Origin of the sequence: Blastococcus aggregatus, assembly GCF_900221005.1 — a bacterium.
Lineage (GTDB): Bacteria > Actinomycetota > Actinomycetes > Mycobacteriales > Geodermatophilaceae > Blastococcus > Blastococcus aggregatus.
The window spans coordinates 75,990-91,024 of the sequence record NZ_OBQI01000008.1 but is presented as its reverse complement, the minus strand read 5'-3'; the positions used below and the strand labels follow the sequence as shown (position 1 = coordinate 91,024).

Genomic DNA, 15,035 nt, shown 5'->3' with positions numbered 1-15,035 from the left:
GATGCGCGTGCTGGAGCTGTGGCGCTACCCGGTCAAGTCGCTGCAGGGCGAGCTGCTGACCGAGGCCCACGTCGGGCCGCTGGGCATCCCGCGCGACCGCGGCTGGGCGCTGTTCGACCGGGACACCGGGCTGGGGCTCACCGCCCGGCGGGCGCCGGAGCTGCTCTTCGGGGCCGCACGGGTGACGCCGGACGGCGGGGTGGAGGTCGTGCTGCCCGACGGCACCGTCACCGCGGACGACGCCGTGCTCTCGGACTGGCTCGGCCAGCGGGTCGAGCTGCGCGCCGCGACCGAGAACGACGGCAGCGCGCCGACCTACGAGGACCCCGGCGACGAGCAGCCGGACGGCCCGATCGAGTGGCAGCAGTGGCAGGGCGCGACCGGTCCCTTCCACGACAGCCCGCGGATCCGGCTGTCGCTGGTCTCCACCGGCACCCTGGGGAACTGGGACCGGCGCCGGTTCCGCGCCAACGTGCTGCTGGACGGCGCGGGGGAGGACGACCTGCGCGGGCAGGAGCTGGCGCTCGGGGAGGTGGAGCTGCGCGTCGGCGCCCCGATCGCCCGGTGCGTGATGACCACGCGCCCGCAGCCCGGCGGCATCGACCGCGACACCTCCGTGCTCAAGACGATCCACCGCGAGCGGGACGGGATGCTCGCCGTCCGCGCCGCCGTCACCCGGCCGGGACGGGTCCGGGTCGGCGACGTGCTGGAGCCGGCGGCAGACTGAGCGGCATGCGCACCGTCGACCTGCGGCCCGGAGAGGACACCATCCGGCTGGGCCAGCTGCTCAAGCTGGTCGACGCCGTGCCCACCGGCGCCCAGGTGAAGGACGTCCTGGCCACCACCGACATCCGGGTCAACGGCGAGGCCGAGGACCGCCGGGGCCGGCAGCTGCACTCCGGTGACGTCGTCTCCATCGAGGGCTTCGGGGACGTCCGCGTCCGCTGAGGTTCCACGTGGAACGCCTGGTTCTGCCAGGCTGACCGCATGGTCCGCGCCCCGCTCCGCGTCCCCCGCTGGCCGGCCGCGGCTCCGGCGGGCCCGGACTTCGCGGCGATCCGCGCCGAGTTCGACGTCCCGGAGGAGTTCCCCGCCGCGGTGCTCGCGGCGGCGGAGCAGCGGGCGGCGCAGCCGCGGCTGCCCGAGCTGGACGCGACCGACCTCCCGCTGGTCACGCTCGACCCGGTCGGCAGCCGGGATCTGGACCAGGCCGTCCACCTCGCCCGGCTGGGTGGCGGCTACCGGGTCACGTACGCCATCGCCGACGTCGGCGCGGTGGTCGCTCTCGGCGGGCCGCTGGACGGCGAGGCCGGCCGTCGCGGCCAGACCCTCTACAGCCCCGACCGCCGGACGCCGCTGCACCCGCCGGTGCTCAGCGAGGGCGCGGCCAGCCTGCTGCCCGGCGAGCTCCGCGCGGCCGCGCTCTGGACCATCGACCTGGACGCCGACGGTGAGCCGCTGCGCGTGGACCTGCGCCGGGCCCGGGTCCGCAGCCGTGCGCAGCTGGACTACCCCGCGGTGCAGGTCCAGGCCGATGCCGGCACCCTGCCCGAACCGCTCGCCCTCCTCCCGGTGATCGGCCGGCTGCTCCAGCGCCGGGCCGCCGAGCGCGGAGCCATCGAGCTCGGCACACCGGACCAGTCGGTCGAGGCGACACCCGACGGCGGCTGGACGCTCGTGCTCCGCGGCGACCTGCCGGTCGAGGGCTGGAACGCCCAGATCTCGCTGCTCACCGGACGGTGCGCCGCCACGCTGATGCTGGACGGAGGCCGCGGCCTGCTCCGCACCCTCCCGCCGCCCCGCCCCTCGGACGTCGACAGCCTGCGGGTGCTCGCGCCCGCGCTCGGCGTCGACTGGCCGGAGGGGGCCGCCCCCGGAGCCGTGATCTCCGGGCTGGACCCCGCCCGCCCCGGGCACGCCGCCTTCCTCGAGGAGGCGGTCACCCTGTTGCGGGGTGCTGCGTACACCGCCTTCGACGGCGTGCCGCCCGAGCAGCCCGGGCACGGCGGGGTGGGCGCCCCGTACGCGCACGTGACCGCCCCGCTGCGGCGGCTGGTCGACCGGTTCGGCACCGAGGTCTGCCTGGCGCTCGCGGCCGGGACCGAACCTGATCCCGTGCTGCGCGCCGCGCTGCCCGAGCTCCCGGCGCTCATGGCGGCCTCGGACCGGCGCACCCGCGACGTCGAGCGGGCCGTGGTCGACGCGACCGAGGCGTGGCTGCTGCACGGCCGGGAGGGCCAGACGTTCTCCGCCGTCGTCGTGGAAGCCGAGGACGGCCGCGGCACGGTGGTGCTGGACGACCTGGCGATCCGTGGCCGTTGCACCGGCGAGGGCCTGCGCCCCGGCACCCGCATCCGGGCCCGGCTGGAGCAGGCCGACGTCGTCGGCCGGACCGTGCGCTTCACCCTGGCCGGTCCGGCATGAGCCGGACGCCGTACCTCGCCGACCGCCTGCAGGGCTTCGGGACGACGGTCTTCGCCGAGATGAGCGCCCTCGCGGTGGCCACCGGCTCGATCAACCTGGGTCAGGGCTTCCCGGACTACCCCGGCCCCCCGGAGGTGCTCGAGGTGGCCCGGCAGGCCATCGGCACCGCCGCGGACCAGTACCCGCCGGGCCCTGGCATCCCGGAGCTGCGGGCGGCGATCGCCGAGCACCAGGTGCGCTTCTCCGGCCTGACCTACGACCCCGACACCGAGGTGCTGGTCACCGCCGGGGCCACCGAGGCGCTCGCGGCCGCCATGCTCGCGCTGGTCGAGCCCGGCGACGAGGTGGTGCTGCTCGAGCCGATCTACGACAGCTACTCCGCGGCGGTCGCGATGGCCGGCGGCGTGGTCCGCCCGGTGCCGCTCACCCCGCCCGGGCCCGAGGGCGGCCGCTGGACCTTCGACCCGGCCGACGTGCGGGCGGCGATCACCCCGCGCACCCGGTTGCTGCTGCTCAACACACCGCACAACCCCACCGGCACCGTGCTGTCCGCCGAGGAACTGGCGTTCCTGGCCGGGGTGGCGGTCGAGCACGACCTGCTGGTCCTCACCGACGAGGTCTACGAGCACCTGGTCTTCGACGGCGCGCGGCACGTCTCGCCGGCCACGCTCCCGGGCATGCGCGAACGCACCCTCGTGGTGAGCAGCGCCGGCAAGACGTTCAACGTGACCGGCTGGAAGGTCGGCTGGATCTGCGGGCCCGCGCCGCTGGTCTCCGCCGTCCGCACCGCGAAGCAGTTCCTCACCTACGTCAACGCCGGGCCGTTCCAGCCCGCCGTCGCGGCCGGCCTCCGGCTGCCGGACGCGTACGTCGCGGGGGTGGCGCGCGACCTGCAGTACCGGCGCGACGTGCTGGTGCAGGGCCTCCGGGACGCCGGCCTGCCGGTGGTCGGCCCCGAGGCGACGTACTTCGCGACCGTCGACGTCCGGCCGGTGCAGCCCGACGGCGACGGCCTGGCCTTCTGCCGGGCGCTGCCCGCGCGCGCCGGGGTCGTCGCCGTCCCGAGCGGGGTGTTCTACACGCCGGAGCACGCGCACCTGGGCCGGCACCTGGTCCGGTTCGCGTTCTGCAAGGGCGACGACGTGCTCGGCGAGGCCGTCCGGCGGCTGGCCGCCATGGACGGGGAACCGGCATGAAGGGCAGAAATGGCCATTTCTGCCCCGGGTGGAAGGGGACGGCGTGAGGATCGCGGCGGTGCAGCACGACATCGTGTGGGAGGACCGGGCGGCGAACTTCGCCCGGCTGGCCCCGCAGGTGGCACGGGCGGCCGACGCCGGCGCGGAGCTGGTGCTGCTCTCCGAGACCTTCTCCACGGGCTTCTCGATGACGCCGGGCATCGGCGAGCCCGAGGGCGGGCCGTCCGCGCAGTTCCTGGCCGAGCAGGCCGCGGCGCACGGCGTCTGGGTCGGCGGCAGCTGCCCGGAGATCGCCGCCGACGGCCCGCTCCCCTACAACTCCTTCGTCCTGGCCGGCCCCGACGGCACGGTGCACCGCTACCGCAAGCTGCACCCGTTCACCCACGGCGGCGAGCACGAGCGCTTCCGGGCCGGCGACGGGCCGGTGACCGTGACCATCGGGGACCTGAGGATCACGCCGTTCGTCTGCTACGACCTGCGCTTCGCCGACGTGTTCTGGCAGGCCGCGAGGGACACCGACGTCTACCTGGTCACCGCCAACTGGCCGGCGGCCCGGCGGCTGCACTGGACGGCGCTGCTCCAGGCCCGCGCCATCGAGAACCAGGCCTACGTCGTCGGCTGCAACCGGGTGGGCGTGGCCGGCGACGGCACCGAGCACGCCGGCGACAGCCGGATCGTGCACCCGACGGGGGAGCTGCTCGCCACCGCGGCCGGCGTGGAGACCCTCGTGCTCGCCGACGTGGACGCCGCCGAGGTGGCGGCCACCCGCGACCGGTTCCGGTTCCTGGCCGACCGGCGGGAACACACCGCCACACCCCCGGCGCTGCCCCGGTCGTGAGCACGAGCGTCGACGGCGCCAGCCGGTCCCGGACCGGTCACCTGGGCGGCCAGCTGTCCGGTTCGGTGCGGCGGCTGATCTCCTCCGGCCTGGCCGGCGCCGCGCTCCTGGTCGGCGCCACGGTCCTGGCCCTGGTCTGGGCGAACTCCCCGTGGGGCGGGTCCTACGACCGGCTGTGGGACACCGGGTTCGCCGTCCGCCTGGGCGACCGCGGGATCGAGCAGGACCTGCGGCACTGGGTGAACGACGGCCTGATGGTGTTCTTCTTCTTCCTCATCGGCATGGAGGTGCGCCGGGAGCTGTCGATGGGGGAGCTGGCCCAGCGCAGCCGGGTGACCGTGCCGGCGCTGGCGGCCCTCGGCGGGCTCGCCCTGCCGGCGCTGGTCTATTACGCCATCAACGCCGGTGGTCCGGGCGCGCACGGCTGGGGCATCCCGATCGCCACGGACACGGCGTTCGTGCTGGGCGCGCTCGCCGTCTTCGGCCGGCACTTCCCGATCCAGCTGCGGGTCTTCCTGCTGTCGCTGTCGGTCGTCGACGACATCGGCGCGCTGACGGTGATCGCGGTCTTCTACACCGACGACCTGGACCTGGGCGCGCTCGGCGTGGCCGGGCTGTGCGTCCTGGTGTTCGTCGGGCTGTCGAAGCTCCAGGTCTGGCGCGGTCCGGCCTACTTCGCCGTGGGCGTCGTCATGTGGGTGGCGATGTACGAGTCCGGGGTGCACGCCACCATCGGCGGCGTCGTCCTCGGCCTGCTGGTCAGCGCCTATCCGCCGCGACGGGACGAGGTGGAGCGGGCCGGCGTGCTCACCCGCGCCTTCCGGCAGTCCCCCGACCCGGGCATCGCGCGGCAGGCCAAGTTGTCGGTCGAGCGTGCGGTCTCGCCCAACGAGCGGATCGGCGCGGTCCTGGTCCCGTGGAGCACCTACCTCGTCGTGCCGGTCTTCGCGCTGGCCAACGCCGGGGTCCGGGTCGACGGCGAGCTGCTGGAGCGCGCGCTGGGCTCGCCGGTGACCCTCGGCGTGTTCGCCGGACTGGTCGTCGGCAAGCTGTTCGGCGTCGGGCTCGCCGCCACGATCGCGGTGAAGCTGCGGCTGGGCCCGCTGCCGCGCGGGGTGACGCTGGGCGCCGTCTGGGGCGGCGCCGCCCTGACCGGCCTGGGGTTCACCGTCTCGCTCTTCGTCACCGACCTCGCTTTCGACGACGAGGCGCTGCGCGAGGAGGCGACCATCGGCATCCTCGCCGCCGCGGTGGTCTCCACGCTGCTCGGCGCCCTGGTCTTCCGGATGCTGGGCCGCCGGTCGGCATCCGACGGGCCCGCGCGCCCGGTGCTGCTGGACCCGCCGGTCGATCCCGCCGTGGACCACGTCCGCGGCCCGCTCGACGCTCCGCTGGCCCTCGTCGAGTACGGCGACGTGGAGTGCCCGTTCTGCGGGCGGGCCACCGGGGTGGTCGGCGAGCTGCGCCGGCGCTTCGGCGACGAGCTGCGCTACGTGTTCCGCCACCTCCCGCTCGTGGACGTGCACCCGCATGCCGAGCTGGCGGCGGAGGCTGCCGAGGCCGCGGGCGCCCAGGGCGCGTTCTGGGCCATGCACGACCGGTTGTTCGCCCACCAGGACCGGCTGGGCGCCGCCGACCTGCTCGAGCACGCCGCCGCCCTCGGGCTGGACCTGGAGCGGTTCGCCCGGGAGCTGGGCGAGGCGACCCACGCCGCCCACGTGCGCGACGACGTCGCGAGCGCGGAGGCCAGCGGCGTCCGCGGCACCCCCACCTTCTTCGTCAACGGCGTCCGGCACGACGGCCCGACCACCACCGACGCGCTCGCCGCGGCGCTGCTGGCGTCCGATCCGCGGGGCACCCCGGGGGAGCGGCCGGCCGCGCCGCCGCCGCCCGCCGCGGGACCGCCGCCGATCTCGCCGCGCGTGCGCATGGACGCCGTGGCCGAGGTGGCGGTGCTGGACGGCGCCGCGGAGACGCCGGACGTGGACGGGTCCTCGCCGCGGCTGACCGACCGGCAGCTCGCGGTGCTGGCCCGCTTCGGCCGGCGCCGCCCGACCACCACCGGTGACGTGCTGGTCCGCGGGGGCAGCGCGGAGTGGGACTTCGTCGTCGTGCTGTCCGGCACGGTCGCGGTCGTCGAGGACGGCGAGGGCGCGGACGACGGGCCCCGGGTGGTCTCCGTGGTGGGCCCGAACCGCTTCCTCGGCGGGCTGAACCTGCTCGCCGGGCAGCCCGCCGTCCGCTCCGTGGTGGGGGCGGCGCCGGGCGAGGTGCTCACCCTCTCCGTGGACCGGCTGCGCGCGGTGATGGCCGGGGACCGCGAGCTGGCCCAGCTCATCACCCGCGCCCTGCTCATCCGCCGGGCCATGCTCATCGGCCGGGCGACCGGCATCCGGGTGCTCGGCGACCGGCGGTGGCCGGCCAGCGAGCGGTTGCGCGACCTCCTGGCCCACCAGGACATCGGGCACACCTGGCTGGACCCGGCCGAGGATCCGGCAGCACGGACGATGCTCGAGGAGCTCGAGCCGCCCGACGGCGTACCGGTCGTCCTGGCTCCGGACGGCCGGGTGCTGGTCGACCCGAGTGGCGACGAGCTGCTGCGCCTGACGGCCGGCACGTGGACCGGCGGGCGGGTGGGCTGACGGTCAGCCCTGCCGCGGGGTCCGGTCCTGGTCGACGACGACCTGCTCGCGCTGCAGCGTCTCGGTGACCGGCTCGTGCCCGTCGACCGTCTCCGTCCGGAGCCGCACCCGCTCGACGGGCACCACCTCCACGGTCACGACCGGCCGCTCGGCGTGCAGCACGATCTCGTCCGGCAGGCCGGGCGCCGACGGGGACCCGCCGCCCAGCGGATCTCCCTCGACGACCAGCTCCCCGGCGTCCCCGGCGTCCCCCAGGGGCAGCTCCTCGATGCGGATCTCCTCCCGGCGGATCGGGACGGTCACCTGCACCTCCTCGGTGACCACGTACTTCACGATGCGGACGCGCCGCGCCGGGAATCGCGCGGTGCCCACCCGGAGCTGCTCCTCGCTGCGGACCATGCTGCCGTCGTCACCGCTCGCGCCGGGCTCGTCCGCGCTCCGCTCGTCCACGCTCCGCTCGACCGGGCCGGGCTCGACCGGGGCCTCCGCCGCCGCACCCGCCACGCCGGAGGGCCGCTCCAGGGGGTCGCCCGCCGGGCTCACGTCCCGTGCGTAGTGCCGGCGCAGCGCGTCCTCGTCCTCCGGGGTGAGGTGCTCGCCGCCCATCCGGGGGGCGTGTGACACCGCCTGCGCGGGCACCGTGAGCTGCAGCCGGCCGTCGACGAACGTCGCGTCCTCGGCGGGCGCGATGGCCCGCCGCCTGCCCAGCAGGCCGCTGGAGAGCGACACCCACGTCGTCGCGCCGGTGCGGTCGTCGTTGTAGAACGTCTCCACGGTGCCGACCGACTCGCCGTCGCTCCCGTAGGCGGTGCTGCCGATCGCTGCCGACACGTCTCGTTCGCTGACCATGGGCCGACCTCTCCGAGTGCGCGGGGACCTCGGCTCGGCCGCCCTGCTCCCTGGGCGTGCCCAGCACGCTCGCTTCGTGAACATGGCGCCGGCACCCGGGCAGTGGCTCGCGGCCCGCCGTACGGTGCCCTGATGGCCGCCGACCACCTCGAGATCGAGACGAAGTTCGACGTCCCGCCGTCCTACGTCCAGCCGGAGCTCGCCGGGGTGGACGGGGTGGCGTCGGTGGACGACCCGGTCGAGCACCGGCTCGAGGCGCAGTACTTCGACGCCCCCGACCTGCGGCTGGCCCGGGCGCGGATCACCCTGCGCAGGCGCACCGGCGGCGCGGACGACGGCTGGCACGTCAAGCTGCCCGCAGCGGGGGACGCCCGCCGCGAGCTGCACCTGCCCCTGGGCCGGGCCGTCCGTCGGCCGCCCCGGGCGGTTCTCGCACCGGTGGCGGGCGTGCTCCGCGGCGCGGACCCGGTGGCGGTGGCCCAGCTGCGCACCCGTCGGGTCGTCACCGTGCTCCGGGACGCCGACGGCCGCCCGCTGGCCGAGGTCGCCGACGACACCGTGAGCGCCACCCGGCTCACCGGGCCGGACGGACCGGCGGAGGTGCGCAGCTGGCGGGAGGTCGAGGTCGAGCTGCTCGACGGCGATCGCGCGCTCCTGCCGCGTGTGGGGGAACGCCTGGTCGCCGCCGGCGCCGAGCGCACCGACCGCGCCTCCAAGCTGGCGCGAGCCCTGGGGCTGGAACCGGCCGGACCGGCGCGCGCCGCTCCCGACCGGCGGAGGTCGGCGGGCCGGAAGAAGCGCCGGGATCCCGGGCCGTCCGCCGGGGAGGTGGTGCTGGACGTCCTCGGCGAGGAGTCCTCCGCGCTGCAGCTCGCCGACGTCGGGCTGCGCATCGGCGCCGACGACGGCCTGCGCCGGATGCGGATCGCCTGCCGTCGGCTGCGCGGCCTGCTCGCGGCCTTCGGGCCGGTCCTGGACCGCGAGGCGACCGAGCCGCTGCGGGCGGAGCTGTCCTGGCTGGCCGGCCGGCTGTCCGAGGCGAGGGACGACGAGGTCGGGTACGCCGGACTGCGCGCGGCCGTGGCCGAGCTGCCCGTCGAGCTGGTCCTCGGCCCGGTCGTGGCCCGCCTGCAGTCGGGCGAGGTGGCGGCCCGGGAGCGCGGGCGAGCCCGCGCCGCGGCTCTCGTGGCCGAGCGGCGGCACCTGGCGCTGCTCGACGCAGTGCACGACCTGCTGGCCCGGCCTCCGCTGACCGCGCGGGCCGCGAAGCCGGCCACGCCGGTGCTGGCCGCCGTCCTGAGCCGCGAGGCCCGGCGGGTGCGGCGCGCGGGGTCGGCCGTCGAGTCGCTCGCCGGGGCGGAGCGGACCGAGGCGCTGCACGCGGTGCGGCGGGTGGCCCGACGGACGCGGTACACCGCGGAGGTGCTGGCGCCCGTCCTCGCCGACCCGGCGGTGGACGTGGCGAAGGCGGCGAAGCGGACGCAGCGGCTGCTCGGCGCCCTGCAGGACGTCGTGGTGGTCGGCGGGCACGCCCGCCGGCTCGCGGTGGATGCGCACGCCGCCGGCGAGCCCGGGTTCACCTACGGCCTGCTGCTGGGCCGCGCCGAGGCACGCGCCCAGGATGCCGAGCGCTCCTTCACCGAGCGCTGGCCGGACCTGAGGGAGCGGCTGGGCGGCTGACGGTCAGCCGCCGAGGGCGCGGAACGCCTCGTCGATCAGCTCGTCCAGCTTGCGCCGGCCCTTGCTGTCGGCCCAGGTGAGCAGCGCGGCGGTGTAGGCGGCGAGGTAGGCGCCGGCCTGGACGACGTCGGCGTGGGCGGGAGCGGCGCCCGTGACCCCCGGGAGGCTGTCCAGGAACATCCCCGCCGTCGTCCGCTCGAACTCGGCCGCGCGGATCCGCAGCGCGGGGGTGTCGGCGATGATCCGCCAGCGGGCGGCCATCTCCTCGTGCTCGTCGGGCGGCATGGCGGCGATGAACCTGGGGACGGCCCGGCGGAGGCGCTCGGCCATCGTCAGCTCGGCCGGCTGGCCGGCGATCAGCGCCGAGATCTGCTCCGGCGTCGGCAGCGCCATGATCAGGTGTTCCTTGCTCGGGAAGTGCGCGTAGAAGGTCGGCACCGAGACCTTCGCCCGGGCGGCGATCTGGCCGACGCTCACCTGCTCGAAGCCGAAGTCCTGGAACAGGGCCAGCGCGCACGTGAAGATCCTCCGGTGCGTCGCCTCCCACCTGGCCTTTCGCCAGTCGCCCGTCTCCGTCACGCAGAGATGGTGCGCGAGGAACCGGGTTTCGGCCAGCCAGCGCACCGGCCCCCTCCCCGACCTGCGTAGGTTCGCAACCGTGCACACGGCGACCGGTGTCCGCGAGGTGCCCGAACCGCGGGCCGAGGTGTGGCGGGCGCTGGCCGTGCTCCGGCCCTACTGCCCCGTCTGCGACGTCTCCTACGTGGTGACCGGCGCCGGGCGGCGGACCTCGTTCGTCGCGGTCCCCGGCCGGCTGGACGGCGAACCGCCGGAGGGTGCGCCGCGCGGACGGATCCTCGAGTGGGCGCCGGGCCGCACGGTGGTCACCGAGCTCGAGCTGACGCCCGAGACCTGGACGACGCGGATCGAGCTCGCCGACACCGCCGCCGGCGGCACGCGGGTGACCATGACCCTCACGCACGAGCCGCGGCGCGCGGGCCGGCTGGCCCGCCGGGTGCTCGCCCGCGCGGGGCGGTCGATGGTCGAACGCACGGTGGAGGCCGAACTGGACAAGGTCCCGGCGCACGTCGCGGCGGTCGCCGACATCTCCTGACGATCACGATCGGGCGAACCGTGCATCAGTGATCGTTCCCGGGGTATCCGCTCCTCCGTGCACCGGCGCCCTGGCCTGGCGACGTGTCAGAACCCCCGGGCACCGGTCGAACGAAGGAGACAACGCTGTGTTGATTGACATTCTTGGTCTGCTAGTGGTCGGCCTGATTATCGGAGCGCTGGCTCGGCTCATCAAGCCCGGTGAGCAGAAGCTGAGCATTCTGGCCACCCTGCTGCTTGGTGTGGTCGGCGCCTTCATCGGTGGCGCGATCGGCGGCCTCTTCAACGACGAGACCGGCATCTTCGAGCTCAACGTCGTCGGCTTCATCATCGCCGTCGTCGCGGCCGTGCTGCTGGTGGGCGTCGCAGAGGCGCTGTCCCGCAACCGCGCCGTCCGCTGATCCAGGTCCTGTCACAGGACCCCTGACCACGAGGAGACAGCAGTGATCGGATTTCTCGTCGCCGGACTCATCATCGGCGCCCTGGCCCGGCTTCTCGTGCCGGGCAAGCAGAACCTCGGGATCCTGGCGACCCTCGCCCTAGGCCTGGTCGGTTCGCTGATCGGTGGCCTCATCGCCCAGTTCTTCGGGACCGGGGACATCTGGGAGCTGAACGTGATCGGCTTCGTCCTCGCCGTCATCGCCGCCGTGCTGCTGATCGGCGTCGCCGAGGGCATCTCCGGCCGGTCGAAGCGCGGCGCCGTCCGCTGACACCGCACCCGGGGGACGCGGTCGGGCTCAGAGCTCGACGGCGTCCCCCGGGGCCAGCCGGCTGAACGGCGTGGGCGTGCCCGGCCCCCGTTCACCCAGCAACCCGGTCACGATCCCCAGACCGATGTCGTTGAGCAGCCCGTCGTGGACGGCGAACGCCTGGTCGGCGTGGACCGCGCGCACGTAGTCGATCAGGTCGGCCGTGCGGGACCAGGGCGCGTGCATCGGCACCAGCAGCGTCGCGACCGGCTCGTCCGGCACGGTCAGCGCGTCGCCGGGATGGAAGACCTGACCGTCCACCAGGAACCCGATGTTGGCGATCCGCGGGATCTCGGGGTGGATCTCCGCGTGCAGCTCGCCGTGCACCTGGACCTCGAAGCCGGCCACCGTGACGGCGTCGCCGTGGCCGACCACGTGCACCCGCCCGCCCGGCCCGTCGAGCTGGGCGGCCACGGACGTGTTCGTCCAGATCTCCAGCGCTGGATCGGCGTCCAGCGCGGCCCGGAGCCGGTCGGGGACGAAGTGGTCCGGGTGCTCGTGGGTCACGAGCACGGCCGTGGCCCCGTCCAGCGCGCCCGCGTCGGTGAAGGCCCCCGGATCGATCACCAGCCGGCGGTCGCCGTCACCGAGGACGACGCAGGCGTGGCCGTGCTTGGTCAGCTCCATGACCGCATCCTGCACCGGCGGCGGCGCGCCCGCGTGGGGAGCCGCCTCCTCCGTCGGGGTGACAGGAGGACGCCGGACCGTCACCCCGGGCCGCGCGGCTGCCGACGTCGTCCCCATGATGCTGCAGACCACCGTGCACGCCGCGGCGCAGAGCCGCGCCCACGGCACGACCGCCGCGCTCTGGCACGCGGTCGAGCTGCACCGCCCCGTGGCCGAGATCGACGGTGCCTGCGAGCTCGCCCTGTGCGGCTCGCTGGCCCGCGTGGACCCGGAGCAGACGTGGCCCCGGACGGGTGCCGACGTCTGCCCGGCCTGCGCCGCGCTGTCCCGCTGACCGCACCGCGGCCGGTGGCGGCCGGCGCCCGCCGTCAGCCGCCCTGGGCGATCTCGAGCCGCAGCCGGGCCAGCAGGTCCGAGCGGTTGCTCGCGCCCAGCCGCTGCCGCATCCGCGACACGTGGTGCTCGACGGTCTTGGCCGAGATGAACAGCCGGCCGCCGATCTCGCGGTAGGTCTGCCCGGCGACCACGAGGCGGGCCACCTCCTGCTCGCGCTCGCTGAGCCGGCAGGGAGCGGTCGGGCCCGGCCCAGCGGCGACCGGGGACGCCGGCGACACCGCCGCGTCGAGGTCGTGCGCCTCCGCCAGCGCCCGTGCGCAGGACAGCAGTGCCGTGCGCGCCCGCGGGTCCACGGTGCGGGCCGCCGCCTGCCCGGCCAGCCGGGACCCGTCCCACGTCAGCCCCACCGCCGCCAGGTCCTGCGCGGTCGCCTCCACGGCCCCGGCGTCGATGTCCCCGGTGAGCACCTGCAGCCAGCACCGTCCCGCCCGGGCCAGGTTCGCCGCGTAGGGGCTCGTCCGGGCGGCCGCCACCAGCGCGGCGGCGTGCGGCCGCAACGCGGAGGGGTCGTCGAGCAGGATCGCCGCCTGGGCCCCGCTCCAGTGCAGCGGGGTGGCCCACAGCTCGGGTGACCCCAGCCGGGCCAGCAGCGCCTGGGCGGCGGCGACGTCCGGCGCGATCCGGTCGCTCTCGCCCAGCCGGGCGCCGGCGATCATGAGCTCACCGAGCGGCAGCAGGCTGAACAGCTCGATCGGGTACCGCAGCAGCGCCTCGCGCGCCCGGGCCCACGCCGCCGCCAGCCCCGGGGCGTCCCCGCTGCGCCGGGCCAACCCGACGTCGAGGGCCTGGAGGTACAGGTCGTCGCGGGGTTCCAGCCGGTGCTCGGGGTCCTGCGCGCGGAGCAGGTGCTCGCGGGCACGGTTGAGCCGGCCCCGCAGCATCGCCGCCCACGCGAGCAGCAGCAAGTGCCGGGCACGGCTGGGCGCCCCGCCGGTGTCTGCGGCGACCGCCCGCTCCAGCACGGACTCGGCCACCCCCAGCTCGCCGCAGTGCAGGGCGACCAGGGCGGCGAGCGCCGACGGCGTCTCGTGCAGCAGCGCGGTGCGGCCGACCGGCTCCAGCAGGGCGGCGGCCCGGGACAGCGTGGACAGGGCCGCGGTGATGTCGGCACCGGCGTGCTCCCCGGCTCGCAGCGACTGCAGCACGCCGCGGGCCATCAGCTCCTCGCAGCCGGCCAGCAGGGTCGGGATCTCCGCGGCCTCCCGGGGCGCCTCGAGCGCGGCCTGCGCCTCGGCCGCCGAGCCGCCGCTGAGCAGGGCGAGCGCCACGGCCCCGGTCCGCTGCGGTCCGGCGAGCCGGTACAGCGCGGCGCTGTGGGCCGACAGCCCGCGGTGGGCCAGCACGGTGGCCGCGACGGCCGCGGCCCGGGCACGGTCCGGGGAGGTGTTGTCGCAGAGCACGGTGTCGGCCCACTGCAGGGCGGCGTCGAAGTCCCCGGACTGGGCGGCGGCCTGGGACCGGCGGGCCGCGACCGCGGTGGCCGGCGCACCGCAGGCGACCGCGGCGTCCAGCAGCTCGCGGGCCGCAGCGGGGTCGGAGCGCAGCGCGACGTCGGCCTGTCGCTCCAGCAGCCGGGCGGCGCCGGCGTCACGGACCCCGTCGGCCGCCAGTCGCCGGGCCAGGACGGTGGGCTGGTCGCCCCGCTCCACCAGGAGGCCGAGCAGGCGGCGGCGGAGGTCGCGGACGAGCTCGGGCGGTGCGGTCTCGCCGAGCACCCTCGCCGCGAGGGGGACGACGGCGCCGCTGCCGAGCAGCAGCCCGCTGGACCGCGCCTCCCCCAGCAGCTCCCCGACCCGGGTCGGAACGACGGCCAGGAGCTCGGCGAGCACCTCGGTCTCCAGCGGTGCTCCGGTGGCCACGGCGAGCATCAGTGCCCGGGTGCCCTCGCCGAGCCCACCGAGGGCGGCCCGGACGGCGTCGAGCACCTGCTCGGGAACCGGCAGCCGGCCCTCGGGCGGAATTCCGACCCGGGGGTGCGCCAGGGACCGGAGCAGCGGCACGACCAGCGAGGGCAGCCCACCGGTCGAGGAGACGACGCCGTCGAGGAGATCCGGCGGGAGGGGGCCGCCGAGGAGCTCCCGCGCCCAGCCCTGCACCGTTGCGCGGTCGGCGTGACCGAGGACGACGAACCGGCGGTCGCCGCCGAGCGCCTGCACCAGGGCCGTCAGCGCGGGCGGCCGGGGCCAGGGACGGCAGGCCACGGCCACCCGGCAGCTCCCGTCCGCCACCAGGTGGCGGACCCGGTCGAGCGTGGCCGCCGGCAGCCACTGGCCGTCGTCCACGACCACGGCGAACTGCCCGGCGGCCACGTTCGGCGTGGGGTCGGCGACCGCGTCCAGCACCGCGAGGCCGGCGGCGCGGTAGCCGTCGGCCACCTCGGCCAGCAGCGCCGTCTTCCCCGTCCCCCCGGGCCCCTCGACGACGACGTGGCCGTGGGTCCCGGCGGCCGGAGGGCGCCCGGCGTCCGCCTCCCGTCCGGCGACCACGGCGCGCAGGTCGGCGATCACGGGGCCGCGGGGGG

15 protein-coding genes are annotated in these 15,035 nt (G+C 76.2%); 11 read left to right on the top strand and 4 right to left on the bottom strand.

Annotation, left to right across the window (positions count from 1 at the left end; all coding sequences use genetic code 11):
• Position 1 precedes the first annotated feature (1 nt).
• The 6 genes from CRP29_RS21655 to nhaA are packed head-to-tail and all read left to right on the top strand — an operon-like array spanning position 2 to position 7,100.
• Positions 2-727, top strand: a complete 726-nt coding sequence (locus CRP29_RS21655; protein WP_097197142.1) for an MOSC domain-containing protein — start codon at positions 2-4, stop codon at positions 725-727.
• Positions 728-732: 5 nt separating this feature from the next.
• Entirely contained in the window at positions 733-948 is a 216-nt protein-coding gene (locus CRP29_RS21650) for an RNA-binding S4 domain-containing protein (RefSeq protein WP_097197141.1), read from the top strand.
• 39 nt (positions 949-987) lie between these two features.
• Positions 988-2,424: an RNB domain-containing ribonuclease gene (locus CRP29_RS21645; protein WP_097197140.1), complete on the top strand. Its 1,437-nt coding sequence runs from the start codon at positions 988-990 to the stop codon at positions 2,422-2,424.
• Positions 2,421-3,620, top strand: coding sequence for a pyridoxal phosphate-dependent aminotransferase (locus CRP29_RS21640; protein WP_097197139.1), 1,200 nt, complete (start codon positions 2,421-2,423; stop codon positions 3,618-3,620). The genes CRP29_RS21645 and CRP29_RS21640 overlap by 4 nt, the downstream gene beginning before the upstream one ends.
• A gap of 58 nt (positions 3,621-3,678) precedes the next feature.
• On the top strand, positions 3,679-4,458 hold the full coding sequence (locus CRP29_RS21635) for a nitrilase-related carbon-nitrogen hydrolase (protein WP_245853177.1): 780 nt from the start codon (positions 3,679-3,681) through the stop codon (positions 4,456-4,458).
• A complete protein-coding gene (gene nhaA, locus CRP29_RS21630) occupies positions 4,455-7,100 on the top strand; it encodes a Na+/H+ antiporter NhaA (protein WP_097197137.1) in 2,646 nt (881 codons plus the stop codon). Before CRP29_RS21635 ends, nhaA begins: the two co-directional genes overlap by 4 nt.
• Positions 7,101-7,103: 3 nt before the next feature.
• On the opposite strand, the gene CRP29_RS21625 is transcribed toward nhaA, so the two are convergent.
• Positions 7,104-7,949 (bottom strand): DUF2382 domain-containing protein, encoded by an 846-nt coding sequence (locus tag CRP29_RS21625; protein ID WP_097197136.1) that lies wholly within the window; start codon positions 7,947-7,949, stop codon positions 7,104-7,106.
• 132 nt (positions 7,950-8,081) lie between these two features.
• Between CRP29_RS21625 and CRP29_RS21620 the strand changes: the two genes are divergently transcribed.
• Positions 8,082-9,629 carry a CYTH and CHAD domain-containing protein gene (locus tag CRP29_RS21620; protein WP_097197135.1) on the top strand — a complete coding sequence of 516 codons (1,548 nt, stop codon included), beginning with the start codon at positions 8,082-8,084 and terminating at the stop codon, positions 9,627-9,629.
• Positions 9,630-9,632: 3 nt separating this feature from the next.
• Here the strand turns inward: CRP29_RS21620 and CRP29_RS21615 are convergent, their stop codons facing one another.
• Entirely contained in the window at positions 9,633-10,208 is a 576-nt protein-coding gene (locus CRP29_RS21615) for a TetR/AcrR family transcriptional regulator (protein WP_176523085.1), read from the bottom strand.
• Between the two features lie 79 nt (positions 10,209-10,287).
• Between CRP29_RS21615 and CRP29_RS21610 the strand changes: the two genes are divergently transcribed.
• From CRP29_RS21610 to CRP29_RS21600, 3 genes are all read left to right on the top strand, one after another.
• Positions 10,288-10,743 (top strand): SRPBCC family protein, encoded by a 456-nt coding sequence (locus CRP29_RS21610; protein ID WP_097197133.1) that lies wholly within the window; start codon positions 10,288-10,290, stop codon positions 10,741-10,743.
• Between the two features lie 127 nt (positions 10,744-10,870).
• Complete coding sequence (locus CRP29_RS21605) at positions 10,871-11,143, top strand: GlsB/YeaQ/YmgE family stress response membrane protein (RefSeq protein ID WP_245853176.1); 273 nt, start codon at positions 10,871-10,873, stop codon at positions 11,141-11,143.
• A 42-nt stretch (positions 11,144-11,185) separates the two neighbouring features.
• Positions 11,186-11,452, top strand: coding sequence for a GlsB/YeaQ/YmgE family stress response membrane protein (locus tag CRP29_RS21600; RefSeq protein WP_097197132.1), 267 nt, complete (start codon positions 11,186-11,188; stop codon positions 11,450-11,452).
• A 27-nt stretch (positions 11,453-11,479) separates the two neighbouring features.
• Here the strand turns inward: CRP29_RS21600 and CRP29_RS21595 are convergent, their stop codons facing one another.
• A complete protein-coding gene (locus CRP29_RS21595) occupies positions 11,480-12,118 on the bottom strand; it encodes an MBL fold metallo-hydrolase (protein WP_097197131.1) in 639 nt (212 codons plus the stop codon).
• Here CRP29_RS21595 and CRP29_RS21590 point away from each other — a divergent pair.
• Positions 12,117-12,452: a hypothetical protein gene (locus CRP29_RS21590; RefSeq protein ID WP_245853175.1), complete on the top strand. Its 336-nt coding sequence runs from the start codon at positions 12,117-12,119 to the stop codon at positions 12,450-12,452. The two genes, CRP29_RS21595 and CRP29_RS21590, sit on opposite strands and share 2 nt — an antisense overlap.
• 34 nt (positions 12,453-12,486) lie before the next feature.
• Here CRP29_RS21590 and CRP29_RS23680 read toward each other — a convergent pair whose 3' ends face one another.
• Positions 12,487-15,021, bottom strand: a complete 2,535-nt coding sequence (locus CRP29_RS23680; protein WP_097197130.1) for a helix-turn-helix transcriptional regulator — start codon at positions 15,019-15,021, stop codon at positions 12,487-12,489.
• Between the last annotated feature and the right edge of the window lie 14 nt (positions 15,022-15,035).